A 26,489-nucleotide genomic window follows, 5' to 3' on the forward strand; every position below is an offset into this window, starting at 1 on the left:
ATAAACGTTGCATATTATTTTAAACTAGGTGGCTATTATGGAAAACAAAACTATCGAAGAAATTGAATTATTGTTGAATAATGCAAATAACCTCTATGAGCAACAAAAATATTCTGATTCAATAAATCTACTAGTACAAATTTATGAATTAATAAAAATACACTTATCTAACTTTGATACTGGTACTGCAAATATTTTACAGAAATTAGCAAAATTATACAAATTAATGGGAAGATATGAAGATGCCGTACCTCTGTATCAAAAGTCTTTAGAAATTATAGAACATATCTTAGGCTCTAATCATCGTTATACAGCATATTCTTTAAATAATTTAGGATTGTTGTATAAATTAATGGGGAGATATGAAGATGCTGAAAATCTGTATAAACGGTCTTTAAAAATTATTAAAAATAGCTTAGGTATTAATCATCCTGATACGGTAACTTCTCTAAATAATTTAGGAGGATTGTATGAATTAATGGGAAGGACTAAAAATGCTTTGTCACTCTATAAAAAGGCTTTAAAAATTCGGAAATATATCTTAGATATTAATCATCCTGATACGGCCAATTCTCTAAATAATTTAGGATTATTGTATGAATCAATGGGGAGATATGAAGATGCTGAACCTCAGTATAAACAGGCTTTAGAAATTCGGGAAGATATCTTAGGTATTGATCATCCTGATACAGCAACTTCTCTAAATAATTTAGGATTATTGTATAAATTAATGGGGAGATATCAAGACGCTGTACCTCTCATTGAAAAGGCTTTAAAAATTCGGAAATATATCTTAGGTATTAATCATCCTGATACGGCAACTTCTCTAAATAATTTAGGATTATTGTATGAATCAATGGGGAGGTTTGAAGATACTTTACTGCTCTATGAACGGGCTTTAGAAATAAGTAAAACTGTCTTAGGTCTTAATCATCGTGATACAGCAACTTCTTTCAATAATTTAGGAGCATTATATAAATCAATGGGGAGGTATAAAGATGCTGAAACTCAGTATAACAATGCTTTAGAAATTCTAAAAAAGAGATTAGGTATTAATCATCGTTATACAGCAATTTCTCTAAATAATTTAGGAACATTTTATCTATCAATGGGAAGGTATGAAGATGCTGAACCTCTATATCAAGAGGCTTTAGAAATTCTAAAAAATATCTTAGGTATTAATCATCCTGATACGATAACTTTTCTACATAATTTGGGAGTATTGTATTCATTAATGGGAAGGTATAAAGATGCTGAAAATCTGTATCAACAAACTTTAGAAAACTTGGAAAATATCTTAGGTATTAATCATCCTGATACAGCAACTTTTCTATATGATATAGGAATATTGTATTCATCAATGGGAGATTATGAATATGCTTATAAATTCATGAAACAATATTTTGATATTGAATTAAATTTAATTTCTCAAATTTTTAAACTTAGCAATGAAGCACAACGTTTAAATTATTTGTATCTGGATGAAAAATATTATAATTTTGAGGCTTTTATCTCTCTTATTTTTCAATATCTTGCCAATTCCTCAAAACCTATACAAGCAGCATTTGAATTAATCCAAAAACGTAAATTAATAGTTACAGAAACTACTATTTTACAAAAAAACACTCTCTTGTCAGGACGTTATCCTCAGCTAAACACACTCTTTAAGGAATATCAAGAAAAAACACAAATAATTATTAACTTAACTTTTCAAAATCTCACGGAAGCACAGCAAAGTAATAGAAATCAACTAATTCAAGAACAACAAAAAATTGAAGAAGAACTTAGTCGCCAAATTCCTGAATTAAACATTGAACAAAATTTACTAAAAATAGATCGCGGTGCGGTTGCTTCAAAATTACCAAAAGATTCAACCCTATTAGAATTTGTGCGGTTTAACGTCTTCGATTTCAAAGCAATTCCTGCTAATGGTGATACTCAATGGAAACCTGCTCGTTATCTAGCATTTATCTTACCCGCAAAACAACCAGATCAAGTGCAAATGATTGATTTAGGAGAAGCTGATAATATTGATCGTCTGATTAAAGTGTTTCGAGAAAATATCATTCTAGGAAAATCAGATGGTTTTGACAGAACGATCCTAAAGATGAAAACCCAAGAGGAACTAGATAAAATCCAAGCTAATCCTGAATTAAATGAAGTATTCCAGAATAAACAACAATTAAAACAACTGCTATTTGATCCTATTCAAAAATGCTTAACCGCAGGTACTCAAAAATTAATTATCGCTCCCGATGGTGAATTAAACTTACTTCCCTTTGAACTTTTACCTGTCAATAATCATCAATATTTAATGGATGAATATACCATTAGTTACGTGAACGTCGGACGGGATATTATTCGCTTAAAATTCCCCAGTACCACCCAACCTACCGAACCTCTAATTATTGCTAATCCTGACTATAACCTCAACGATGAAAACGCCGTCACTTCCCAAGATACACCTACACAAACCCAGCGCAGCATTGACACGGTTTATTCTGATCTCCACAAATCCCAACCAGACGGTATGTTTGCACCCATACCCGGAACAGGTTTAGAAAGCGTAGAAATATCCCGATATTTAGGGGTAACTCCCCAAACCGAGAAAAACGCATTAGAATCCCTAGTCAAATCCCAATTATCCCCTCGCATTCTGCATATTGCTACACATGGCTATTTTCTGACTATCGAAAACCTGAAACCCTTAAAAGACACCCCTTTTTCTCAGTTAGACAGCCTACATCGAGCGGGAATGCAAAACGTTCAAAATCCTCTTTTAAGGGCAGGATTAGCCTTTGCCGGGGCAAATACAGCGTTAAATGGGGGCAGACTCCCAGCCGCAGCAGAAGATGGCATTCTGACAGCCCAAGATGTAGCCACATTTTTAGATTTAAGCGCGACCAAATTAGTAGTATTATCCGCCTGTGAATCAGGTTTAGGAGAAGTCAAATTAGGGGAATCTGTACACGGTTTAAGACACGCATTTCTCCAAACTGGGGCAAAAAGTTTAATTGTCAGTTTATGGGCTGTGAATGATATTTCTACCGCCATTTTAATGGGTCAGTTTTATCATTATTATTTAGAGGATAAAGAACCAGTAGGAAAAGCATTAGAACTGGCGAAAAGATATGTCTGTAATTTAACTGTGGGGGAAATGCGAGATACTTGGTTAACTGATGAAAAGATTGAATATGTGGGGCGATATAGTGAAGGAATGGAGGATAATTTACGGATATTAAGGAATAATTCAGATGATTATCAACCTTATAGACATCCGAAATATTGGGGGGCGTTTATTTATCTGGGATTAGCGGATTAATAGAGGGTGAATATAATAGTCGTAGGTTGGGTTGACGTAAGGAAACCTAACAAAACTTTTGACAATGTTGGGTTGCGCTGTCGCTTAACCCAACCTACATTTCTACATTTCCTTAACGCCCAAAAGGGGAATATAGAATTAGAGATTGAACAATTAAAAGCTGCTTTAGATAGATTTTTACCTTAACCTTAGTAGACTCAAAAATATCCATTGCCATTATCAACTGGATATATGGAAACTTCTGAGAATATTTTTCAATTTCTATATCTAATAGGATCTATTTTTAAATATTAAATCATGATAGCAAAACTTAAACAAATCGTACCTAATTGAGATTCCTATACAGGTTAGTTCTTAGTTCAAAATAAAAAAATGAATCTAAAAAAATATACATTTAATTACTCATGTAAGCTAAATAAAGAAAAACCAATAATTCTGTTTTTACATGGGTTCATGGGTAATATTCATGAATTTGATCAAGTTATAAAATTACTATTTGCTGATTTTTCCTATCTGGCCATTGATTTACCTGGGCATGGCAAAACTCAGGTTTTAGACGATGAATGCTATCCCATGACATCTACAGCCGCAGCTATTATTCAATTATTAGATGAATTAAAAATTGACCAATGTTATTTAATTGGTTACTCAATGGGAGGAAGATTGGCTTTATATTTGACTTTGCATTTTCCCCATAGGTTTATTAAAGTCATTTTAGAATCTGCTTCTCCAGGTTTAGCAACAGAAACCGCAAGATTAGCCAGAATTAAAGGTGATACTCAAATAGCCAGAAAACTATCTAGAATCATCAATCAAGATGATTTTTATAACTTTCTCAATAATTGGTATCAACAGCCAATTTTTGGTGATATCAAAAATCATCCTCAATACCAATCTATGATATCCAGTAGATTAACAAATCATCCTTTAAACCTAGTCAAGTCATTACAGTTTATGGGAACAGGTTCTCAAGCTAGTTTATGGGAATTGCTAACTAAAAATACTACTCCTCTATTATTATTAGTTGGTGAGAAAGACGAAAAATTTATTGATATTAATATCGCTATGACTGAAAAATGCAACTTGGCTAAATTACAAATAATTCCTCAAGTCGGGCATAATATTCATCTAGAAAACACTGTAGCATTTGTGCAAAATATACAAAAATTTTTAGATCCCCAACTTCTTTAAGAAGTTGGGGATCTTGTTGTTGACTACTTGCGATATAATTTTCCATCTTTAACTTGCACCACAGGATGATGACACAACTTGACGTTGAGTTTGTCGTTCTTCGTTGTGAACTGTTTCCGTATTGCCGTTGAACTCAGAACTCCCAACGATTAACATCTTTCCTAGTCCAACGATAAATCAAGGATTTGTAAACGAACTCTGGTAAGGCTAACATTCGTTGCCACCGCCAAGGTTCTTGATATAGTCTATATAGCCATTCTAAATTATTGTTTGCTAACCAACGGGGAGCGCGAGTTTTTATTCCTGACCAAATATCAAAACTACCACCAACACCTACCCAAATGGAGTGAGGACACAAATGACGGTGTTCAGCAATCCATAATTCTTGACGTGGTACTCCCAAACCAACAAATATTACTTGTGGCTGTAGTTGAGTCAGAGTTTGCAATAACTGTTGTTCTTCTGCTGGGGAATGATAACCAGAATGTGTGCCGGATATTTTGAGAGTGGGAAGTTGTTTTTCCCATAAATCTGCTGCTTTTTCGGCTATTCCTGGTGCGCCTCCATAGAAAAATATTGAAGCAGATGTTTGTTCTTGATCTATTATTTGTAAAAGGCTTTCTGCTAATTCAATTCCGGGAAACCGTTGCACTTTTTGTCCTAATAAATATTGTAAATAGAGAACTACTCCTGCGCCGTCGGGAATAACTAATTCAGCATTTTTAATGATTTTTGCTAATGGGAGATTGCGCTCTGCTTGCATAGTCATTTCGGCATTGAGGGTGACTACATGAGTCCCTTGACCTGCTTTTAAGCAATCTAATAACCAGTTTGGATAATTACTCATTATATGCACTGGTAAACCTAATACGGGAAATACTTGAGGGAATTTAAACATAGTTTCTTTAAAATCGGACTTTAGGCGGATGTTTGATGAAAGGTTAGGGTATCAAATTTTTTCCTGAATAAATAACAATAATTTGTCAAGGAAAACAGTTTAGGGGTTAAGATCCTCTGGACGATCAATATCTGCTAAAGATTGCAGATAGCCAATTGATAAATTTAACTTTTGAGCAATTTCTACTGTTTTTACGAATACTTGAGCAGTTCCCCAGGAAATATTCATAAATAATTCGGCTATTGGTTGTTGTAATCCAATTAAATAATAACCACCGTCCAGGGCTGGACCCAGGACAAGATTAAAAACCTCTAATTGCTCGAAAGCGGTTGTTAAAATTTGCGAGTTTAGATCAGGGCAGTCTGTACCAATGATGATGACTCGTTCTGCTTTTTGATTAAACGCATTGATTAGCGATCGCTCCATTCTTTTACCTAAATCTCCCTCACCTTGAAATTGATATAGTAAATCATTTCCTAACCAATTTAGCATTACTTGTAAATCGCCACCCGTAAACCGTATTTCTACAGATGTCTTAGACATTTTTTGTAATTCCTTAACCTGAGAAATAGTATCTTCAGTCATCTGCTTTTGTAAATTAGCAGCACCAACATCACCCAAAGCAGGTATTAACCGGGTTTTTGTTTTCCCTGGTTCTGGGTAGCGGGTAAAAATAATCAGATGTTGTTTTGATGGTTTTAAGGAGATCATTCAAAATATGCTGCTATTAAAGATATCGCAACTATGGGTGCGGTGACTGCGCGAAGAATCCGACGACCCAAGGAAATGGGCTGAAATCCTGATGCTATGGCTATTTCTAGTTCTTGATTTGTCCAACCTCCTTCTGGTCCAATGGTAATAATTATCTCATTTGCAGTTTTATTGATTACCTGCTGTAGATGAGGATAATCCCCACGGGCTTCACAGATATAACGATGAGTGGCAGTAGTTTCTTTTATGGCAGTGTTGAAAGCTACGGGTTGGAGGATGGTGGGAACAACAGCCCGTTCTGACTGTTCAGCGGCTTCTGAAGCTATGCGCTGCCAGCGTTCTAGTTTTTGGGGACTGGGATTTAATAGGGTGCGATCGCTCAAAATAGGTGCAATAGAAGTTACTCCTAACTCCGTACAACACCGGACAATTTCATCAAATCCATTTCCCTTTGGTAATGCCATCATCAAGGTAATAGCCACAGGTAATTCAGTTTTTACCTCCAGCGGTTCTAAAACCTCTCCCTGTTCCCCTTGTAACCGCGCTAACCACCATTTCCCCATACCATCCATGACAATAAATTTATCACCATCTCGCAAGCGCAATACCCGCAGCAAATAATGTTGTTGTTGAGGTGTTAATAAAAGCTGGTTGGCTTGAACTTGCTGGGGATGAATAGTAATGCGTTGAAGTTGTGACATAGGGGAGGAGTCGGGAGTCACCGAGTCAGGAGTCAGGAGTCAGGAGTCAGGAGTCAGGAGTCAGGAGTCAGGAAGAAGAGGAAGAAGAAGAAGAAGAAGAAGAAGTAAAAGTGGTGTTTGATAGCGCAGAATTAACTATTTTCGTTATTGTAATAATGCTTGAAACCGCTGTTCACCCCGAATTTTATCAAAATCCGGGTCAGTTTTCGCTAAGTTTTGATATTTTTTGGGGACAAATTGAATAGCTTTTTTGAGGTTATCAATTGCTAGTTCTAGATTATTTTGTAAGGCATAATTACAAGCTTTGTTATAATATGCTTGATGCAAATTAGGCTGGATAGTAATTGCTTGATTATAAGATGCTAAAGCTTCTTTGTAGCGTTGTAATTTAGTCAGAGCAATGCCTCGGTTAATCCAAGCCTCATGTTTATTAGAGTGAATAGCGATCGCTTCATCATAAGATCTTACAGCTTCTTCGTAATTTCGTAAAGCCGTTAAAGCATTACCACGATTATACCAAGCCTCATCTTTATTTGGGCGAATAGCGATCGCCTTATCATAAGATTCTACAGCTTCTGGATACTGTTGCAACGCAATCAAAGCATTGCCGCGATTTACCCAAGTCTCCGCACTATCGGTTTTAATAGCTATCACCTGATTATATACCCCTAAAGCTTCTTGATAATGATGGGTATCTAATAAGCCATTTCCCTGTAGTAATAAATTTTCTGCTTTTTGACTATCTTGTACCTCTGTAATTAGTTGATTAACATTGCTTTCTTGAACAACTTGTTTGGTATTATCTGGTGAAGAATTTGCCAAATCACTACAGCCAATCGCCAAAAAACTGATTAAACTAGAGGTAATTAATTGTCGCCAAATTATCATACTGCACCTAAAAAAATCATACAATTATCCTAAAACTGATGGGAAGTTAAAAGTCGTATCAAAATCAACTAATTGTGCTTAATTGTTCTTTGATTATGTAAACTCAAGATGAAGATTTGGATAAGGTTTTCATCAGAAGTTATGAATACAATACCATACTCGTAGTCAATAAATCAATTATTGGTAAGTACAAACTTAGCTGAACTAGATCAATCTGGGTTAATCATCCTAAAAAAGAATCATCCCACACAAAAATTTTAAATGATCTGTGATAAAATTGCCTGCTTGTTGCTTAATGGAGACACAGAATCATAATTATTCGTACCTATCTGCACTTATCTGCGTTTATCTGCGTTTATCTGCGGTCAAATATTCTAAAAATCTGATTTTATCCAGCTTGATCTTAATTTGGTATTAGAAGTATATAATACTGTAAATGTAAGTATTTTTACGGCGTGGAAATTTATAGTGAGACGATGGGAGGAAAATAAAAATTATGACAATTGAACCTGACTCATCTAACTCAGAAATAAATCAAGAAGATGAATTAGAAACTGGTGGTAGTGATCACTTATTACTAACAGAAGGATTAGAAAAAAAACAAATATCTGGACAATCTGCCTTCAAAACAAATATGATCAAAGGAACTGCGTTTCTGGTTGAGAGCAACTCCAGCCTGCAAACTGCTATCACCCCCAGAATTTTATTATTCACTAGTTTGGCGATCGCCACAACTATCATTAGTATTGTCATTAATAACTCATTTCTGGGCATTTTGGGAACTTTGGCAACCTTAGCGTTATCACTGTTCATCCTCTTTCCGTGGTTGCGAAATGTGATCCAAGAGTGGTTTTCACCTCAAGATAGAAATGTATTTGTGGGTTTAATAGGAGTAATAGTCGGAATAATTGGCTTATTCAGATTTACTAATTTAGGTAGTGGCTTACTGCGTTGGGGAAGAAGAGTTAACTGGGATGCCTCTGGTACTTTAGCAGAATGGTTTGGAGCATTGGGACAAATTGCCATTGCCATTATCGCCGTTTATGTAGCATGGCGACAATATGTAATTTCCAAAGACTTAACTATCCAACAAAACCTACTGACTGTACAGCAAAATATCATTACCCAACAACAAACCATAGACTCCTACTTTCAAGGAGTTTCCGACTTAGTATTAGATGAAGAAGGATTATTAGAAGACTGGCCGCAAGAAAGAGCGATCGCCGAAGGACGCACCGCTGCTATATTTAGTAGTGTAGATGGCAGTGGTAAAGCCAAAATTCTGCGGTTTCTTTCCCGTTCCAAATTACTCTCTCCTCTCCAGCGCGATCGCCGACTAGGAAGAGCTATTCTAGATGGTAGTGGTGGTTATGCCGAAGATCGTTTAGAAGGAGTGCGCGTCATTGACTTAGGTGTCATGTTAGCAGGTGCAGATTTAGCCGACAATGATTTGCGCTGGACAGATTTAAGTGAAGCCAACCTCATTCGTGCTAATCTCAGCAATTGCGATTTAGTCAAAGCCAACCTTTCCCGCACAATCTTATATGATGCCAATTTGACCAACGCTGACTTAAATGGAGTGCGCCTATTTTATGGTTTACGAGAACAGGCATCCCCCCGCAGTCGCACCGAACCACCCAACTACGAAACAGGAGAACACACCGGCGCAGTTGTGGAAAATGCCGACTTCACCAATGCTCAAAGAATGTCCGAATCTACCCGTTACTATTGCTGTACCTGGTGTGGAGAAAAAACCAGACCGACAATTCCCGGTGGTTGTGAAGGAATTCCCAATAAATTAGGAAGATAAGAGTTAGGAAAATGACCATTCTTTAAGTTTCTAAATCTTTAAAGAAATAATTATACTAAGACGCTGCTCTTTGACCTATCTAACAGGAAATTGACAATTCTTAATATTCAAAAATCTTGGAACTAAATCTACAAACCACAAGTCAACAGCCATACCCATCAATGGGTAAAAAAAACTCTTTAAAAAAAACAGACTAAACCTTAACTAATAAGTTTGAGGATAATTTAATTTGATGAAAAATTCCAAATTTCTGCAAATATCTAGTGCGGCTTTATTGAGTTTGGGAATCTTCCAAAACATAGCTTTTGCTCAACCAATTCAACGCCAAATAAGAATTCCCGCTTCTTCAACTGTAGAGAGAAATTTATCTCAAATAAAAATCAATCCCCTTTATCTTGAACGAGAACAAAAAGCTCCCTTAATCATTAAAAATCAAATACTGGAATTACGCCGTGATATCCAGTCAAAAAATCTAACTTTTGAGGTAGGTTACACCACAGCCTTAGATTATAAACTAGAGCAACTAGCCGCTACCAAAGCACCAGATGATTTACCAACACAGGCTAATATCCAAAATGCCGTTGCTGCACAAATCTTAAATATTGATTTAGCCGAACGCGAAAAATTTGAACGCATTAATCCAGGAGTAATCCCTGAATTACAATTAATTAAAGCTCGTGGCTGCTTTGCTTCCGCAAAATCCTTTGATTGGCGGACTTTCAATAAAGTTACCCCAGTTCGGAACCAAGGAGGTTGCGGCAGTTGTTGGGCATTTGCTACCTTGGGAGCTTACGAAGGTAGTAACCTTATTCGGAATAACACTGCTGCTGATGCTTCAGAACAGCAAATTATCAACTGGGGTGGTTCAGGTAGTTGTGGTGGTGGTTGGTGGTCTAAAGCATTTGATTTCCTCATTAGCAAAGGCACAGCTACCGAAGCTACTGTACCCTATACAGCAACCAATAATCCCTACAACCCCAGCATAGCCACTCCCTACCGTTCCATAGCCTGGGGATATGTCAAACCTGATGGTGGAATTCCCACAGTTGCAGAAATGAAACAGGCTATGTGTAAACATGGACCATTAACAGTTGCAGTGCGGGTTACTCCTGCTTTCCAAGGTTATGTTAGCGGCGTATTTAACGAACAAGCACAAGGTCCTATCAATCATGGTGTCACCCTCATTGGTTGGGATGATCAAAAACAAGCCTGGTTAATCAAAAATTCTTGGGGTACAGGTTGGGGTGATAATGGTTATATGTGGATTGGTTATAACAGTAATAGCATCGGTTATGGCGCAGCTTGGACTCAAGCTAGAAGCAACTTCTATAAATTGTCTCCTGACTTGTTGAAAAAAATCAACATCTTCCAAATCAATCCAGAATTAATTAAAGTTAATTCCAAAAACATCTCTCGATAATTTTTTGATTTTAGGTTGGGTAAAGCGCAAGTTTTATCTGACCTAAATTGATTTTTTTGAATTCACTCGACAAGGTAGATTAAAATTATGACTTTTACCAAGCGAGTCTTTTTGATTATTTCTCTGCTAACTACCTTGACCATTATTTTTCAAGTTAGTAATGCTGCTACTCCTCCCATGTCTAACTCAGAAATCACTGTCAACGATACTAACAATAACAGTCAGATTATTATTCAAAAAGGTAATATTATGATTGTTGAATTGTTAACCAACCCAGGAACAGGCTATAGTTGGCAAATTATTAAAAATGATCCTGATAAACTCAAATCTTTGGGAGATTCAGTATTAAAACCAATAGAAGCAGAAGCCCCAGGAGCATCTGAAAATCAAGTTTTCCGGTTTTTAGCCCAAAATTCGGGCTTAACCATGCTAGAACTTCACTATTTACGTCCCTGGGAAAGAAATCTTCCACCGTTAAAAACTTATAAAATTAACGTCCAAATTCGTTGACAATAAAAAGCATTTTCTCCTTCTTCCTTCTTTCTTCCTCCTTCCTCCTTCTTCCTTCTTCTTTCTTCCTCCTGACTCCTGACTCCTGACTCCTGACTCCTTCTTTCTTCCTCCTGACTCCTGACTCCTGACTCCTGACTCCTGACTCCTGACTCCTGACTCCTGACTCCTGACTCGGTGACTATAAATTTTCTGGCAAAGTCAGAATTTCTACGCCATCTTCCGTGACAGCTATGGTATGCTCGAATTGAGCAGAAAGTAAGCGATCGCTTGTTACCGCAGTCCAACCATCATTCAGCATTTCGGCTTCGTGAGTGCCTTCATTAATCATTGGTTCAATAGTAAACACCATCCCGGCTCTAAGTTTCTTGCCTCTACCTCTGATGCCATAATGGGGAACATCCGGTGCAGTATGGAAAATATTGCTGATTCCATGTCCCACAAAATCCCGCACCACAGAAAAGCCGAAAGACTCCGCATACTCTTGAATCGCTGCCCCAATATCCCCAATTTTTGCCCCTGGTTTTACTTCTGCAATCCCCAACCGCAAACACTCTTGGGTTACCTCTACTAACTTTTGGGCTGTGGGGGAAGGATTACCCACTAGAAATGTTTTTGATGTATCACCATGATAACCTTCAACAATAGGCGTAACATCTATATTAATAATGTCCCCATCCTTGAGAATTTGTTTAGCATTGGGAATACCATGACAAATCACCTCATTCACACTGGTACAAATAGATTTAGGATAACCTTTATAACCTAAAGGAGCGCTTTTTGCTCCATGCTTTTGAGTCCATCTTTCCGCTTCATCATTCAATTGTAGAGTGCTAACTCCCGGTTTAACCAAAGGTTCTAAATGTTGTAATAACTTGGCGGCCAAGCTGCCAGCACGGCGCATTTTTTCGATTTCTCGTTGGGATAAAATGACTATGGTTTCGATTTTCATTAATTTTCTATCTACTCTTTTAAAAATATAGTTAATCCAGTTGTTGCTGCTCTGTGTGCAGCATCTGCTACCTTGAGAGCATATAAGCTTTGTTCTGGGGTGATATATAAGGGACTACCATCAAATAGATGGTCTAATACCATAGTTGTATCTTTGGCAAATAAACCCCGTCGCGTTCCCACTTCAATCAACTTTGTTCCTGCTGCTAAGACTAACATTCCGGTATCACCATCGAGAATTATTTCCCCTTTTTCACCTTGAACTTCTAATTTGCGTTCTGATTGCCACAAAGTTTCACCTTTGCCATAAATTACCTGTGCCAATAATCCACTGTCAAAGCATAATTGGGCTGAACATAAACAGGTTTGGTAATAATCAGACTCAGTTTGCCAATATCGTTGGTGACAATTGACAGTGAAGACTTCACCGAACAAATCAATCAGACGATGTAACCGAGATAATGCCCCAATTAGGGGAAAGCCAAACATCCCATGATTATAAGTCCACTTACGCGGGGCTGGATGCTGGGGATTCAGGGTACTATAGCGAACATAAAACAAATCACCAATTTGGTCTAGGTATTGTTTTAAAGTTTGATGCCAACCACCCAATAATTCAATGTGTTCGACGTGCAGAAGCTTGTTGACTGTTTTTGCTAAAGCAATCAGTTCTTCAGCTTCTTTGACATCTACAGACAAAGGATATTCAACAATGACGTGTTTACCGCTAGATAAGGCAGCATAAGCAATTTTACCATGATCTTGATTAATGGTGCAGATCACCACTATATCTAAATCGTCTCGTTCTACTAGCTGTTGCCAAGAATCCATCGCTTCAGTTGCGTATTCTTGGGCTAAAACCGCTGTTCTTTCAGGATTGCCAGTTATGGCTATTAAATCAGTTCGGGGATCTTGTTGCAATGCCTCAGCCCTGAGTTTAGCTGCATAGCCTGTTCCCACTAAACCGACTCTGAGACTGTGTGTACATAAAGGTAGTTCGTTATTGTCCATGAATTTATCACCAGTTTTCAATGTTTCGGTTTAATGCCATTGGTATTTTATCAACAAGCCACCATCAGGAAATATCTAATACCTCTAGGGTATTTTTCATCAATGTAAAATATTATGGCTCTTTGGTAATTTTGGAAACATTACCATAAATATAATACAGCTTAAAAATCGTGTAAAACTTAGGATAAAGAAGTAATTGAACGATTTTAACTTTTCAAAGATAGTTTTCATGGTTTTTGAGCATTTTTCTTTGAATTTCTCATAAATTCGCGTTTGTAAATAATTAGGTTCTGTTATAGGTTTTATATGATATGGTACATAGATTAGAAAATACCCAAAAAATTATACATCTTGTGTATAAAATATGTCTATTTTTCCTTTAAATATCAAATCCCCAGATAATTTTCAGAAGTATCTACTAGATTTTTATTTTTCCAATATCTAAAATGATTACACAAATACAAAATCTGCGAATTTTTTATCCATTCCTAGTGCCATTTATCAGCTCATCTCAGATTTATTGGTTATACATTTTTTCGGCTTTGTTACTAGCTTTGATTATATATAAATTAGGGTTATCTCAACAAGACAAACAGATAAATTTAAGGCAGTATCTTTTGCCAAAAGCAGTTTATTTACATCCTTCAGCGATCGCTGAATATAAGTATTATTTTTTATCTTCGCTCTTAGAAATATTTGTAATATTGCCAGTTATATTCTCTCTACCAAATCTAGCAAATATCATTTGTGATTATTTAACAGAAATTACCCATCTGACAACGCCTTTTTTAATCACCAATCCTCATTGGTATCATTATGTCATATTGAGTATTTTTGTGGCTTTAGCGGGGGATTTTGCCTATTATTGTTACCATTACTTAGCTCATAGAAGTTCATTCTTTTGGGAATTTCATAAAGTCCATCATTCTGCGGATGTACTGACTCCGATGACTGTTTATCGCTCTCATCCCTTTGATTTAATATTAAGTATGATCTTTGCGACGGTAATGCTGGGTTTTACGACAGGAATCTGGATTTATTTATTTGGTAATCAAGTATCACATTTATCCATTTATGGAGTTAATTGGGAGATATTTCTCTTTTATTTAACTGGTGCTAACTTACGACATTCTCATATTTGGTTGAACTACCCCTATAAAGTTAGTCATGTGTTGATGAGTCCTGCCCAACATCATATTCATCATAGTGTTGAACCAAAGCATTATGATAAAAACTTTGGTTACATTCTGTCTTTTTGGGACTGGATATTTGGGACTTTATATGTACCGAAAGGTTATGAAAAGCTGGATTTTGGTCTGTCAGATGGGGAATCAAGTTTATTTAATAATCCAATTAATTTATTAGTACAGCCATTTAAATCTATTTGGCAAAGTTACAACCAAAAGATAAGTAGGGAATAATTTTTTATAGCAGTTCCCATGCAAGTGAGGGACAAGAAGTAATTATGGAACGCAGATAAACGCAGATAAACGCAGATAAACACAGATAATTTTGTACCTCATTAGATTAGAGGTTGTTTGAAAAGTTTTAGGTTGTGATTTTAGGCACTTACAGATCCCCCCTAACCCCCCTTAGCAAGGGGGGAACTAAAGTCAAAGTCCCCCTTTTTAAGGGGGATTTAGGGGGATCTGAAAATATTTGATACACCATGAGGGACTTTTCAAACACCCTCTTAGAAAACGCTATATCAGGAATCTAAATACAAATTCAATCAAAAATTAATTGGGAATTATAGTGATGAATAACATGAAATTAGATTTGAGTTCAGATTTATCAAGTACAACTACAATCATCAATGATTTGCCAGAAAATGGTGTTTGTATCCATGATTTATTTGCAATTCAGGTAAAAGCAGCACCAGATTCAGTAGCGACAATATTTGAAAATCAGCAACTTACCTACCAAGAATTGAATGCTAAAGCCAATCAGTTAGCACATTATTTACAGAGTATTGGTGTAGGTGCTGAAGTCATGGTCGGCTTGTGCGTAGAGCGATCGCTCGATCTGATTATCGGTATTCTTGGTATTCTTAAAGCTGGAGGCGCTTATGTACCTATAGACCCGGCCTATCCCCAAGAACGCATAGCATTCATGCTGGAAGATACTAAGTTGCAATTTGTGGTGACACAACAACAATTGGTAGTATCTCTTCCTGAAACTTCTACAACAATTTGTCTAGATACAGATTGGCAAAAAATTGATTGTCAAAGTTCCCATAATCCAGTGAGTGGAGTCACAGCCGAAAATCTCGCTTATTTAATCTATACCTCCGGTTCTACTGGTAAGCCGAAAGGTGTACAAATGCCCCATTCCAGTGTAAATGCTTATTTACAGGCGATCGCTCAAATATTACCAGTTAATCATCAAGATATTTATCTCCATACAGCATCTTTTTCTTTTACTGCTTCAGTCAGACAATTATTTTTACCTTTATCCCAAGGTGCAACCAGTATTCTTGCTACTCGTGAACAAACCAGAACTCCTTTAAGTCTATTTGAGTTAATTCAAAAACGTGGTGTTACTATTTCTGATGGTGTACCCTCTGTGTGGCGTTATGGACTCATTGCTTTAGAAAGTTTAGACCAACAATATACAGAATCTCTGAGAGAATCAAAATTAAGATTAATAGTATTTGGTGGCGAATTACTACCCTATCAACTAATTAAAAAGTTACGCAACCTGTTTAAAACACCACCCCAGTTTTTTAATATTCTTGGTCAAACAGAAAGTATTGGCCATGGTTTTTATACTGTTCCTGAAGATTACGATCTTGAAGATGGCTATGTTCCTGTTGGTCATCCTTTAGCAAACATTCAACAAGTTTATGTCCTTAACTCCCAACTTGAACCAGTCAAAACTGGTGAGTCTGGAGAAGTCCATATTGCGGGTTCTACCTTAGCACGAGGCTATCTGAACCGCACCGAGGCCAATGAGGAAAAATTCATCATTAATCCTTTTAATCCTCAACAACGACTCTTTAAAACCGGGGATGTTGCTCGTTATTCAAGTAATCAAAATTTAGAAATTCTCGGTCGGATGGATTTTCAGGTAAATATCCGCGGAATGCGGGTTGAATTGGAAGAAATTGAAGCAGTAATTAAACTCCATCCCAGTATTCGAGAAGCTGTGGTTTCTGCCAGAGAAGATGTCTCTGGTGGTCAGCGGTTAGTGGCTTATATCGTAGTGAATAACCAAGATTTTAATTCGGGAGAATTACGCAATTTTCTTGCCAGCAAACTACCAGATTATATGATTCCCCATACCTTAATGGTGATGGAGAAATTGCCAGTTTTACCCAATGGAAAGTTAGACAGAAAAAGTTTACCCGAACCTGATTTATCAGCAATTCAAAGTGAATTTATCCCTCCGCAAACACCCACACAAGAAATCATTGCTAAAATCTGGGCGGAAGTTTTAGGCATTGAAAGAATTGGTATCCATGATAATTTTTTAGAATTGGGTGGACATTCCCTATTGGCAAGTTTAGTTATATCAAGATTGCGTGAGGCACTATCCCTAGAATTATCAATTGCCAGTTTATTTGCTGCGCCAACAATTGCCACATTTAGTGAACAAATTGGAAGTTCTGCCCAGAATTTACTGCCAACCTTAGAACCAGTTTCTCGAAATAGCGAATTACCACTTTCATTAACCCAGCAGCGTTTTTGGTTTCTCGATCAAATGGAAGGGTCAAATCCTGCTTACAATATTGTCAGAGTCCTGAATTTACAAGGACTGCTTAACTTTACAGCACTTGAAGGGGCGATCGCTACAATTATTAATCGTCATGAAACCCTGCGTACCAGTTTTGGAATTGCCGATGGTAAACCCATTCAAGTTATTGCTGATAAATTAGCATTTACCTTACCCGTAATTGATTTACAAGAATTAGCAGAAGATCAGAAAACGACTGCGGCACAAAGATTAACTACTAATGAATATCTTCGCCCTTTTGCCCTAACTGAATCATCTCTCTTAAGAGTGACATTGATGCAATTGGGGGCAGAATCCCATCAGTTATTAGTAATAATGCACCACATCATTTCTGATGCCTGGTCAGCAGGGAATTTTCTTCAAGAATTATCGGTTATTTATTCAGCCTTGACAGCGGGTTTACCTTCTCCCTTACCCAAATTATCAATTCAGTACGCCGACTATGCTTATTGGCAACGACAATGGCTGGAAAATCAACCCGCGCAACTTGATTACTGGAAACAACAATTAGCAGATATTCCCGCAGTCATTGAATTACCTACTGATCGATCACGAACAGCAATTCAAACCTTTCGCGGTGATCTTCAGAAATTTCAATTTGATTCCCAACTCACGCACAAACTCAAAAACCTCAGTCAAAAATCGGGTTCTTCCCTATTTATGACACTTCTCACTGCCTTTGTGATCTTACTTTCTCGCTACAGTGGACAGGAAGATATTATCATTGGTTCTCCCATTAGCGATCGCAATCGTGTCGCGTTAGAGCCATTAATTGGCTTTTTTGTGAATACCTTAGTTTTACGGACTCGTCTCGAAGGAAATCCCACATTTATAGAATTACTCCAACAGGTACGACAGATGGCACTTGACGCTTATGCTCACCAAGATGTTCCCTTTGATCAACTTGTAGAAACCCTCCAACCTCAGCGCCACCTCAGCCATAGTCCCTTATTTCAAGTCATGTTTGTATTGCAAAATTCTCCAGTTTCAAAACTGGAATTAGGAGATTTGCAAGTTACCCAAATAGAATTAGCAAAAGCCACAGCAGGGGCAACTTTTGACTTAACCATATCAATGCAGGAAAAAGATTCAGCATCAGGAACTGAATTAATAGGTGCATTTGAATATAATGCTAATTTGTTTAATGCTGATACTATTGCCAGGATGGTGGAGAGTTTTCACACCTTAGTTGAGGCAGTTGTGGCAAATCCTCAAGAGCGGATTAGGACATTACCTTTACTAACAGCATCCCAAGAACATCAGTTATTAGTGGAATGGCATCATCCGCAAACTGATTATCCCCAAAAATCCATTCATCAATTATTTGAGGAACAAGTAGAAAAAACACCTGATGCAGTGGCATTAGTATTTGAAGATCAGCAATTAACCTACCAACAATTAAATTCACAAGCTAACAAACTAGCTCATTATTTACAGTTTCTGGGTGTAGAACCAGAAATATTAGTGGGTGTTTATTTAGAACGTTCATTAGAAATGATAGTAGGATTTTTGGGCATTTTAAAAGCTGGTGGTGCTTATGTGCCACTCGATCCTAACTATCCCCCAGAAAGGCTTAATTATATGGTGGCAGATTCACAAATGTCCATCATTTTGACTCATTCTTCCTTACTCCCACATTTATCATTAACCCTAGAGCAAGCGCAAACTAAAATTATTTGTTGGGATAAAGATTTTGAAATTGAAATTGCCAGTCAGAGTTCGGATAATCCTATTCATAATTTCACCCCGGAAAATTTAGCTTATGTAATCTATACTTCTGGTTCTACAGGGCGACCTAAAGGTGTACTAATTCAACATTCAGCACTATTAAATTTAGTGTTCTGGCACTTAAATAATTTTCAAATAAAATCATCAGATCGAACTACACAGTTAGCAGGAACAGCGTTTGATGCTGCTGTCTGGGAATTATGGCCTTATTTAGTAGTCGGAGCGAGTATATATTTAATTAAATCAGAATTTCTGTTGTCAGCAAAAACACTTCAAGAGAAGTTGATATCACATAATATTACTATTAGTTTTATCCCCACACCCTTAGCAGAACAATTATGTCTTTTATCCTGGTCAGAAAATACAAGTTTGCGAACTATGTTAACTGGTGGAGATAGACTTAATTATTATCCATCAAATAAGTTACCATTTAAGTTTTTTAATAACTATGGACCCACAGAAAATACAGTGGTTACAACTTCTGGACAAATTTTACCAGAAGCATCAAATAGTAAATTTCCACCTATAGGTCGTCCTATTGCCAATACTCAAGTTTACATTCTTGATCGCTATCTTCAACCCCTACCTATTGGCGTTTATGGAGAAATCTACATTGGTGGACTAAGTTTAGCCAAAGGCTATTTGCATCGTCCTGACTTAACATCTGAGCGATTTATTGCTAATCCTTTTGTGGAAAATGAACGAATTTATAAAACTGGAGATTTAGGACGCTATTTACCAGATGGAAATATTGAATTTCTGGGACGCATTGATCACCAAGTCAAAATTCGGGGTTTTCGGATTGAATTAGGGGAAATTGAAACAGTATTAACCCAACATCCTCAAGTTCAGCAGGTAGTAGTAATTGTCCGCGAAGATCATCCAGAAAACAAGTATTTAACGGCTTATATTGTTGGTAAAACAGAAACATTGACTAGTAGCGAATTACGTCAATTTCTGAAAGGAAATCTACCTGAATATATGATACCTGCGGCTTTTGTCATGCTCAAAGCCTTACCTCTGACTCCTAATGGTAAAGTTGACCGGCTGGTTTTACCAAAGCCAGAAACAACGAATTTAGAGCTAGAAACCGCTTTTGTTGCCCCTGGGACTGCCCTAGAAACAAAATTAGCCGAAATTTGGTGTACAGTATTAAATCGGCAGCAGGTGGGCATCTATGATAACTTCTTTGAATTGGGAGGACACTCTCTCCTAATCACATCTGTAATATCTCGCATTCGAGAACATTTTTCCATAGTTCTGCCTCTGCGTTCTCTATTTACAGCCCCCACTATCGCTGAACTTAGTCAAGTAATAATTACACATCAACTGGATGCCATAACAGTTGATACCTTACCACCGCTTGTCCCTCAAGCACGAGACACTTGTATCCCCCTGTCTTTTGCCCAAGAGTCTATATGGCAGTTACAGCAATTAGCTCCTGAAAGTTGTGCCTACAACAGCTTTTTTATTTTACGTTTCACTGGCTCTCTTTCTGCAATTGCGTTGGAGTCCAGTTTCAATGAAATAATTCGTCGTCATGAAATATTACGCACGGCTTTTACTATATTAGAAGGTCAACCTGTACAAGTAATTAGCCAATTTCTGACTATCCCATTAGAGATTATAGACTTACAAAACCTCCCTTTGATAGAGCGAACGTCTGAAGCAGAAAGACTAGCTGCGCTGCAATATAATCACCATTTTGATCTGGCTTTAGTCCCTCTGATCAAAACAACTTTACTGCGACTAACTCCAGAAGAACATTGGTTGACATCAATCGAAGCCCTCTGCCGTTCTCAAAGGGTCAGCATCTTTGCGATTATTCTTACTGCTATGAATATACTTTTGTTCAAATACAGTAGTAAGAACGATATTTTAGTAATAACAACTATTGGTAATCGGAGTCCGGTGGAAACTGAAAAAATGCTCGGTTGCTTCATCAATGATGTCATTTTGCGATCGCATCTTTCCTCTGAACAAACTGGACAAATTCTTTTAGAACAAGCTCAAGAAACTCTCACAGAAGCTATTAATAATAAAGAAATTGCTTCTCACACAGTCATTAACACTATCACCAGTAAACAACCACTGAATATCTCAGCATCCCTAACTATGCTACCTCCACAAAATTGGCATAACTGGATGTTAGATGTAGATTTTGTCACAATTAAGCGCGATCTCGACTTGTGGGATGGAGAAATTCCTTTAGAAATTTATGTTTCTTCACCTTCAGTAAATAATCCCACGATGGAAATTAAGGTTTTCTACAGTACGGAGTTATTTACCAATGAAACCATCGAGGTTTTGTTCAACTATTACCAGCAAATTCTTCAGCAGCTTGCCCAAGATCCAACTATTCAAGTTTGTGAATTTTTTGATTGCTGAACATTGCAAGAGTCAGATCCCCGACTTCTCTAAGAAGTCGGGGATCTTATTTGACTACTTATAATGAGAAATAAATGTTACATTAAACCATGCGGCTTTGCCACAAATTAACTAATAATCACTATTGCTATGTTAGAAAACAGCCCACCAGAGTTGAAACAACAACCCAGATTTGGATCATCTTTATTGAGATGGACTGAGTATTTCTCCAACCCAGAAGGAGAAATAACTCAAAGCATGAGCGTGTTTATCTTGATCTGGTTTGGTCAAGTGTTGTCTCTGGTTGGCTCGCGGACAACCAATTTTGCACTCAGTATTTGGGTCTATCAACATACGAATTCCACAACTCAATTTACACTGCTGATTCTCTCTACAACCCTACCGACAATTTTGATCTCTCCCATTGCTGGTGTGATTGTCGATCGCTTTCCTCGGCGCTGGATTATGATTATTAGTGATTTCTGTGCAGGGTTATGTACCTTACTAATTGCTTGGTTATTTATCAGTAATCACTTAGAAGTTTGGAGTCTGTGTGTAGTCAGTGCGATTAGTTCCAGTTTCAGTGCTTTTCAGGGACTAGCCTATTCTTCTGCGACTACATTACTTGTGCCGAAAGCACAACTTGGTCGTGCCAGTTCGATGACACAGATCAGATTAGCGATCGCTGAAATTCTCTCCCCGGTATTAGCCGCAGCCTTATTAGTAACTGTACAATTGTCAGGAATTGTCATCATTGATTTATCTACATTAGTCTTGGCTTTAATCTGTTTGCTAGTAGTTAAATTTCCCGAAATTTCGTCCACAGAAAATCCCGATGCCGAAACCAATTCATTTTGGCAAGAAATCACCTTTGGCTGGAAATATTTAGTAGCACGTCCTGGACTACTTGGATTAGTCATGTTCATTGCCATTATCAACTTTCTCGTTGGTAGCGCAGAAGCTCTCACTACACCCTTAGTGCTTTCCTTTGCTTCCGCACAATCACTAGGAGCTATCTATTCTATTTCTAGTTTTGGACTATTACTAGGCAGTGCCGTGATCAGCATTTGGGGCGGACTAGAACGCCAGATCAATACCATATTTGTGTCTATGGCATTTTTGGGCATCTCCTATGTATTAGCTGGATTGACTGCTTCAACAGTTATATTTACGATCGCCAATTTCTTGATATTTCTGACAATTCCCATCATTAATGGGTCAATTCAAGTCATCTATCAGAAAAAAGTAGCACCAGAAGTACAGGGAAGGGTCTTTGCTTTTCGCAGTGCTGCTGTACAGGGGTTTTTACCACTTGCCTACCTAACCTGTGGAGCATTAGCTGATCAATTTTTTGAACCAATCATGGCAAAAGATGGAGCTTTAGCCCATAGCATTGGCCAGATTATTGGGGTTGGTCATGGTCGCGGTATGGGTTTAATGTTTATCATCATGGGTCTGTTTTCTCTAGTCGCAACCTTAATTGCCTACTTATATCCGCGTCTCCGCTTTGTAGAACATGAACTACCTGATGCAATTCCTGACGAACCAGAAGTTTCATAAAGCCGATATAACAAAGATGTCACCAAGACGCTCTTTGACATCTATCTCAGTGGGTATTTCATATAACAAAAACTTATGGGTAATAAGTAACTAAATTTCATTACTAATCGGGGTCAATTTTCTGTTATAACTTTTAGCTTTTCCCTTAGTATCAGAATTGAAGCAAATTTAAACCAGCGGCTAATCCCATCAGAATAGCTGTAAGGTCTGCTTAAAAATCACTTATACTGCCGATTTCACAACAGAGGATAATTAAATGGCTACTTACAAAGTTACTCTCATCACTCCAGACGGTACTAAGACTATAGACTGCGATGACGACACTTATATTTTGGATGCAGCAGAAGAAGCTGAATTTGACTTACCCTTCTCTTGTCGGGCTGGTGCTTGCTCAACTTGTGCAGGTAAAATCATTTCTGGTACTGTTGACCAATCTGATCAATCCTTCTTAGATGATGATCAAATCGAAGCTCAATATGTATTGACTTGTGTTGCTTATCCTACTTCTGATGTCACCATCGAAACCCACAGAGAAGAAGACCTTTACTAAACTTTAGCTTAACCGACAGAAGCCCCACGACTGACCCTAAGGGCAGCGTGGGATGAATGGCGCGTGAATTAACGACAGTTTTTCGACCAATGCGATAGCAAGGGAGAAAAACATGGAGGCAATTCACAAATCTTGTGCTATAGTTTTTTATAGTAAATACTTTTCACTCTAATATGTTAAGAGTAGTCAAAGTCAGATTATATCCAGATGCCCAGCAACAGCAATCATTGGCACGAGCCTTTGGCAGTTGTCGTTGGCTATGGAATTATTTTTTGAATTTGATGAACGAAACGTACAAAGAGACAGGTAAAGGATTGTCTGGATACGAAGTTAAAAAGACAATCCCTCAACTAAAGAAAGAACATGAGTGGTTGTCGCTAACTTATTCTCAGTGCTTGCAACAAGTCTGCTTGAATCTGGGGGTTGCATTTAACAATTTCTTTGAAAAAAGAGCTAGATACCCCAAGTTTAAATCCAGACATGGTAAGCAGTCTATTCAGTATCCTCAAAATGTCAAGATTGCCGATAATCAATTAATCCTACCGAAAATAGGGAAAGTATCAGCAATTATTCATCGAGAGATTGAAGGGAAGATTAAAACTGTAACTATCACCAAAAATTGCAGTGAGCAATATTTCGCTGCTATTTTATTTGAAGATGGTAAAGAGAAGCCAGAGTCAATTGTCGAAGGTAAAGCAATAGGCATTGATTTGGGATTAACTCATTTTGCGATTACCAGTGATGGCTCTAAGTTTGATAACCCTCGAATACTGAATAAACACGAGAAGAACTTAAAGATAAAACAACAGCAATTATCTAGAAAACAAAAAGGCTCTAATAACCGAAATAAAGCTAGAAAGAAAGTTGCTAGAGTCCATAGAAAGATAACTAATTGTCGAGAAGATTTTCTCCATAAACTATCTCGTAGGATAGTCAACGAAAGCCAAGTTATTGTGGTAGAAAATCTTCATGTTAAAGGCATGATGCAAAATCACTGCCTAGCCAAATCTATTCAACAAGTTGGCTGGGGAATGTTTTGTACCATGCTTAAATACAAAGCAGAAAACGAAGGGAAGATTTATCAAGAAGTTGATAGATTCTTTCCTTCGTCAAAAACTTGTCATGTATGCCTTAACCAAGTAAGTAGCTTACCACTTGATATCAGGTTTTGGACTTGTGAAAAGTGCCAAACCAAACATGATAGAGATGTCAATGCAGCGATAAACCTCAGAGATGAGGGACTACGAATTTTGACCTCTGGAACGGGGGATAAAGCGATGAAGTGTGGTCTTGGGGGTTTCCCCCATGAACAACTTCATCAAGAAGCCTGTCGCCCAGAAGTAAGTCGCAGTAATAGAGGACGAAAGAAGTCTACTACTGTGCTTTCTGTTGGGCAGGAAGCCCACACTGTACCGTCAGGTCAGTGTGGGTAGTTCACTCACAAGAATTTAGTCCAAACAAGGGATTGGGGATTGGCGACTGAGTAGGAGTTTTACCAATTCCCCAATTACTTGCTTACTTTAATTTTAGTCCCCGGATAATAGAACTCCAGAATCTTGGCACTAGACCAACCTAATTTGGCTAAATTCTGAGCGCCTGTTTGGCTTAAACCCACTCCATGTCCTAAACCACCACCAATAAAAGCATATCCCCAGAGATTGGTTTGACCTTTATTCAATGGTTGAATGTAAAATAGCGTGCTAATGGGAGCAGCAAAGGCACTGCGAACCTCGTCTTTTTGTAAGGTGAAAACCCCAATATCAGTTTTCACAGCCAGTTTTAAAATCCGGCCACTGGAACTGCGTTCAACTACAGACATGGCTTGAATTTTTTTGAACTTGCTATAGGGGCTTTTTTTGGAATGTAAGAATTTCTGCAAGTCTTGGGTAATTTTATTGATATCCGTTTCTCTGTGCCAACGGAATACATCCCATTTACTCTCATTAAATCCCGCTTTAAGATTGATAAATTTCTCGAAGTTCTGATCATTTGCTAAATTCTGATGTGATAAGTTCCAAAGATTTTGATTAGCAGCATCTATGACAGGTTTTAAATAAGGACGATCTTCTCCATTCCAGATATCACTAAAGTTAGCGGTAACACCACCTGTAGTAGAAGAATATAAAGCATCAACTATTTCGTTATTATAAGTGAGTACCTGACCTCTGGTCGAGGCGATCGCCTGATCTGTATTTTTGGCAACTCCGCTGAGTCCTTGATAAACTTGACAGTGAGTGTCAGCACATAACTGATAATTATCTACCGCAAATCTGCGGAGGTTTCGCAAGGCATAGGTGCGAGCAATAATTGCTTGTGCTTCTAAGGCTGCCATTGGCGCATTTATCCCAATTTCATGGGGTAAAACTCCCCGCACATAAGTTTCTAATGGGACTGTATTTACTAAAGTATAATGCCCATAGGCGTTGGGCTGCAAGGTCATTTTTCCCGGATAAACACGCTTTTGTTGAGGCTGTTCATCTGTATTCACCTTAATTGAGTCTTTACCAGCAGTTATTTCTAGATAATTAGGACTATAATTTTTACCATTTACTACCCAAGTAATTTTTGGTACTTTTGATAAAATGTTGGTTGCCAAGTAAGCATTTTTATCACCGGATGTTTCTATACTTTTTAATAGTAACCGACGAATTAAGGGAGTGCTGTAAACGTCCCGTTTTGCCCATACTTGCCAACGTTCTGGTTGGGATATTTCCACTTCTATCCCCAGGGAACGCCAGTGGTTAGCGTTATCTTCCGCTGTTTCAAAGGTGCGAAAGTCACCCAGCACTAAGACTTCCTGAACCACTGTTTGGTTTAAGGGCTGCATGACTGTTGTTAACTGGATGGGTTTGTCGGTGACTAGGGTTTGTTGCTGACTACCCACTGTAAATTTTAATGTTAAGCGATCGCCTTTTGTGGGTGCTAATTCTAATTTGTCTGTGGGTTTAGCCCCAAATCGTTGGACAATACCAATTTGCAATTTTACATCCTGGTTGTTGCTTACGGGTTCTGATGCGGCAGCCAATCCCAATAGGCACAAGGTTGTTATTAATCTGTAGGAAGAAGGCCAAATAAATATTTTCATGAAAACTAATTCTAATTGCCCTTATGCTGTCGGAGTGGTTTTAAGTTAATT

At 37.6% G+C, this 26,489-nt stretch carries 18 protein-coding genes; 10 read left to right on the forward strand and 8 right to left on the reverse strand.

The annotated features are described in order from the left end of the window. Nucleotides 1-37: 37 nt before the first annotated feature. Together FJR09_RS10380 and menH are read left to right on the forward strand one after the other, a co-directional pair. Entirely contained in the window at nucleotides 38-3,322 is a 3,285-nt protein-coding gene (locus tag FJR09_RS10380) for a CHAT domain-containing tetratricopeptide repeat protein (protein WP_168652865.1), read from the forward strand. A gap of 372 nt (nucleotides 3,323-3,694) precedes the next feature. After that, complete coding sequence (gene menH / locus FJR09_RS10385) at nucleotides 3,695-4,513, forward strand: 2-succinyl-6-hydroxy-2,4-cyclohexadiene-1-carboxylate synthase (protein ID WP_168654071.1); 819 nt, start codon at nucleotides 3,695-3,697, stop codon at nucleotides 4,511-4,513. Nucleotides 4,514-4,646: 133 nt separating this feature from the next. Here the strand turns inward: menH and FJR09_RS10390 are convergent, their stop codons facing one another. The 4 genes from FJR09_RS10390 to FJR09_RS10405 form a co-directional block, all read right to left on the reverse strand. Then, nucleotides 4,647-5,411, reverse strand: coding sequence for a WecB/TagA/CpsF family glycosyltransferase (locus tag FJR09_RS10390; RefSeq protein ID WP_015079445.1), 765 nt, complete (start codon nucleotides 5,409-5,411; stop codon nucleotides 4,647-4,649). A 99-nt stretch (nucleotides 5,412-5,510) separates the two neighbouring features. Continuing rightward, complete coding sequence (locus FJR09_RS10395; protein WP_015079446.1) at nucleotides 5,511-6,122, reverse strand: TIGR04282 family arsenosugar biosynthesis glycosyltransferase; 612 nt, start codon at nucleotides 6,120-6,122, stop codon at nucleotides 5,511-5,513. Then, on the reverse strand, nucleotides 6,119-6,823 hold the full coding sequence (locus tag FJR09_RS10400) for a 16S rRNA (uracil(1498)-N(3))-methyltransferase (protein WP_168653508.1): 705 nt from the start codon (nucleotides 6,821-6,823) through the stop codon (nucleotides 6,119-6,121). Before FJR09_RS10400 ends, FJR09_RS10395 begins: the two co-directional genes overlap by 4 nt. A 144-nt stretch (nucleotides 6,824-6,967) precedes the next feature. Beyond that, entirely contained in the window at nucleotides 6,968-7,711 is a 744-nt protein-coding gene (locus FJR09_RS10405) for a tetratricopeptide repeat protein (protein ID WP_168653509.1), read from the reverse strand. A 496-nt stretch (nucleotides 7,712-8,207) separates the two neighbouring features. Here FJR09_RS10405 and FJR09_RS10410 point away from each other — a divergent pair, with 496 nt between their 5' ends. From FJR09_RS10410 to FJR09_RS10420, 3 genes are all read left to right on the forward strand, one after another. Beyond that, complete coding sequence (locus FJR09_RS10410) at nucleotides 8,208-9,521, forward strand: pentapeptide repeat-containing protein (protein ID WP_168651880.1); 1,314 nt, start codon at nucleotides 8,208-8,210, stop codon at nucleotides 9,519-9,521. Between the two features lie 232 nt (nucleotides 9,522-9,753). After that, nucleotides 9,754-10,941: a C1 family peptidase gene (locus FJR09_RS10415; RefSeq protein WP_168632460.1), complete on the forward strand. Its 1,188-nt coding sequence runs from the start codon at nucleotides 9,754-9,756 to the stop codon at nucleotides 10,939-10,941. Nucleotides 10,942-11,028: 87 nt separating this feature from the next. After that, nucleotides 11,029-11,451, forward strand: a complete 423-nt coding sequence (locus FJR09_RS10420; RefSeq protein WP_015079451.1) for a protease inhibitor I42 family protein — start codon at nucleotides 11,029-11,031, stop codon at nucleotides 11,449-11,451. On the opposite strand, the gene FJR09_RS10425 is transcribed toward FJR09_RS10420, so the two are convergent. Genes FJR09_RS10425 through FJR09_RS10435 form a run of 3 tightly spaced genes read right to left on the reverse strand, consistent with a single transcriptional unit; the run spans nucleotide 11,424 to nucleotide 13,413 of the window. Then, nucleotides 11,424-11,738, reverse strand: coding sequence for a hypothetical protein (locus tag FJR09_RS10425; RefSeq protein ID WP_168654065.1), 315 nt, complete (start codon nucleotides 11,736-11,738; stop codon nucleotides 11,424-11,426). The two genes, FJR09_RS10420 and FJR09_RS10425, sit on opposite strands and share 28 nt — an antisense overlap. Beyond that, complete coding sequence (map, locus tag FJR09_RS10430) at nucleotides 11,633-12,403, reverse strand: type I methionyl aminopeptidase (RefSeq protein ID WP_015079452.1); 771 nt, start codon at nucleotides 12,401-12,403, stop codon at nucleotides 11,633-11,635. Before map ends, FJR09_RS10425 begins: the two co-directional genes overlap by 106 nt. An 11-nt stretch (nucleotides 12,404-12,414) precedes the next feature. Then, nucleotides 12,415-13,413, reverse strand: coding sequence for a Gfo/Idh/MocA family protein (locus tag FJR09_RS10435; RefSeq protein WP_168651876.1), 999 nt, complete (start codon nucleotides 13,411-13,413; stop codon nucleotides 12,415-12,417). 491 nt (nucleotides 13,414-13,904) lie between these two features. On the opposite strand from FJR09_RS10435, the gene FJR09_RS10440 reads away from it, so the two are divergent. The 5 genes from FJR09_RS10440 (at nucleotide 13,905) to FJR09_RS10460 (ending at nucleotide 24,786) form a co-directional block, all read left to right on the forward strand. Then, nucleotides 13,905-14,834 (forward strand): sterol desaturase family protein, encoded by a 930-nt coding sequence (locus tag FJR09_RS10440; RefSeq protein WP_371725264.1) that lies wholly within the window; start codon nucleotides 13,905-13,907, stop codon nucleotides 14,832-14,834. Nucleotides 14,835-15,171: 337 nt separating this feature from the next. Next, nucleotides 15,172-21,264, forward strand: coding sequence for a non-ribosomal peptide synthetase (locus tag FJR09_RS10445; protein ID WP_168653524.1), 6,093 nt, complete (start codon nucleotides 15,172-15,174; stop codon nucleotides 21,262-21,264). A gap of 129 nt (nucleotides 21,265-21,393) precedes the next feature. Next, nucleotides 21,394-22,803: an MFS transporter gene (locus tag FJR09_RS10450; protein ID WP_254433075.1), complete on the forward strand. Its 1,410-nt coding sequence runs from the start codon at nucleotides 21,394-21,396 to the stop codon at nucleotides 22,801-22,803. Nucleotides 22,804-23,059: 256 nt separating this feature from the next. After that, complete coding sequence (locus tag FJR09_RS10455; RefSeq protein ID WP_015079457.1) at nucleotides 23,060-23,353, forward strand: ferredoxin; 294 nt, start codon at nucleotides 23,060-23,062, stop codon at nucleotides 23,351-23,353. A 173-nt stretch (nucleotides 23,354-23,526) separates the two neighbouring features. After that, entirely contained in the window at nucleotides 23,527-24,786 is a 1,260-nt protein-coding gene (locus FJR09_RS10460) for an RNA-guided endonuclease TnpB family protein (RefSeq protein WP_168651873.1), read from the forward strand. Nucleotides 24,787-24,860: 74 nt separating this feature from the next. Here FJR09_RS10460 and FJR09_RS10465 read toward each other — a convergent pair whose 3' ends face one another. Then, nucleotides 24,861-26,438: a SpoIID/LytB domain-containing protein gene (locus tag FJR09_RS10465; RefSeq protein ID WP_168651872.1), complete on the reverse strand. Its 1,578-nt coding sequence runs from the start codon at nucleotides 26,436-26,438 to the stop codon at nucleotides 24,861-24,863. Nucleotides 26,439-26,489: the final 51 nt, after the last annotated feature.

The organism is Dolichospermum sp. UHCC 0406 (assembly GCF_009712025.1).
In the GTDB taxonomy this organism is placed as follows: domain Bacteria; phylum Cyanobacteriota; class Cyanobacteriia; order Cyanobacteriales; family Nostocaceae; genus Dolichospermum; species Dolichospermum lemmermannii.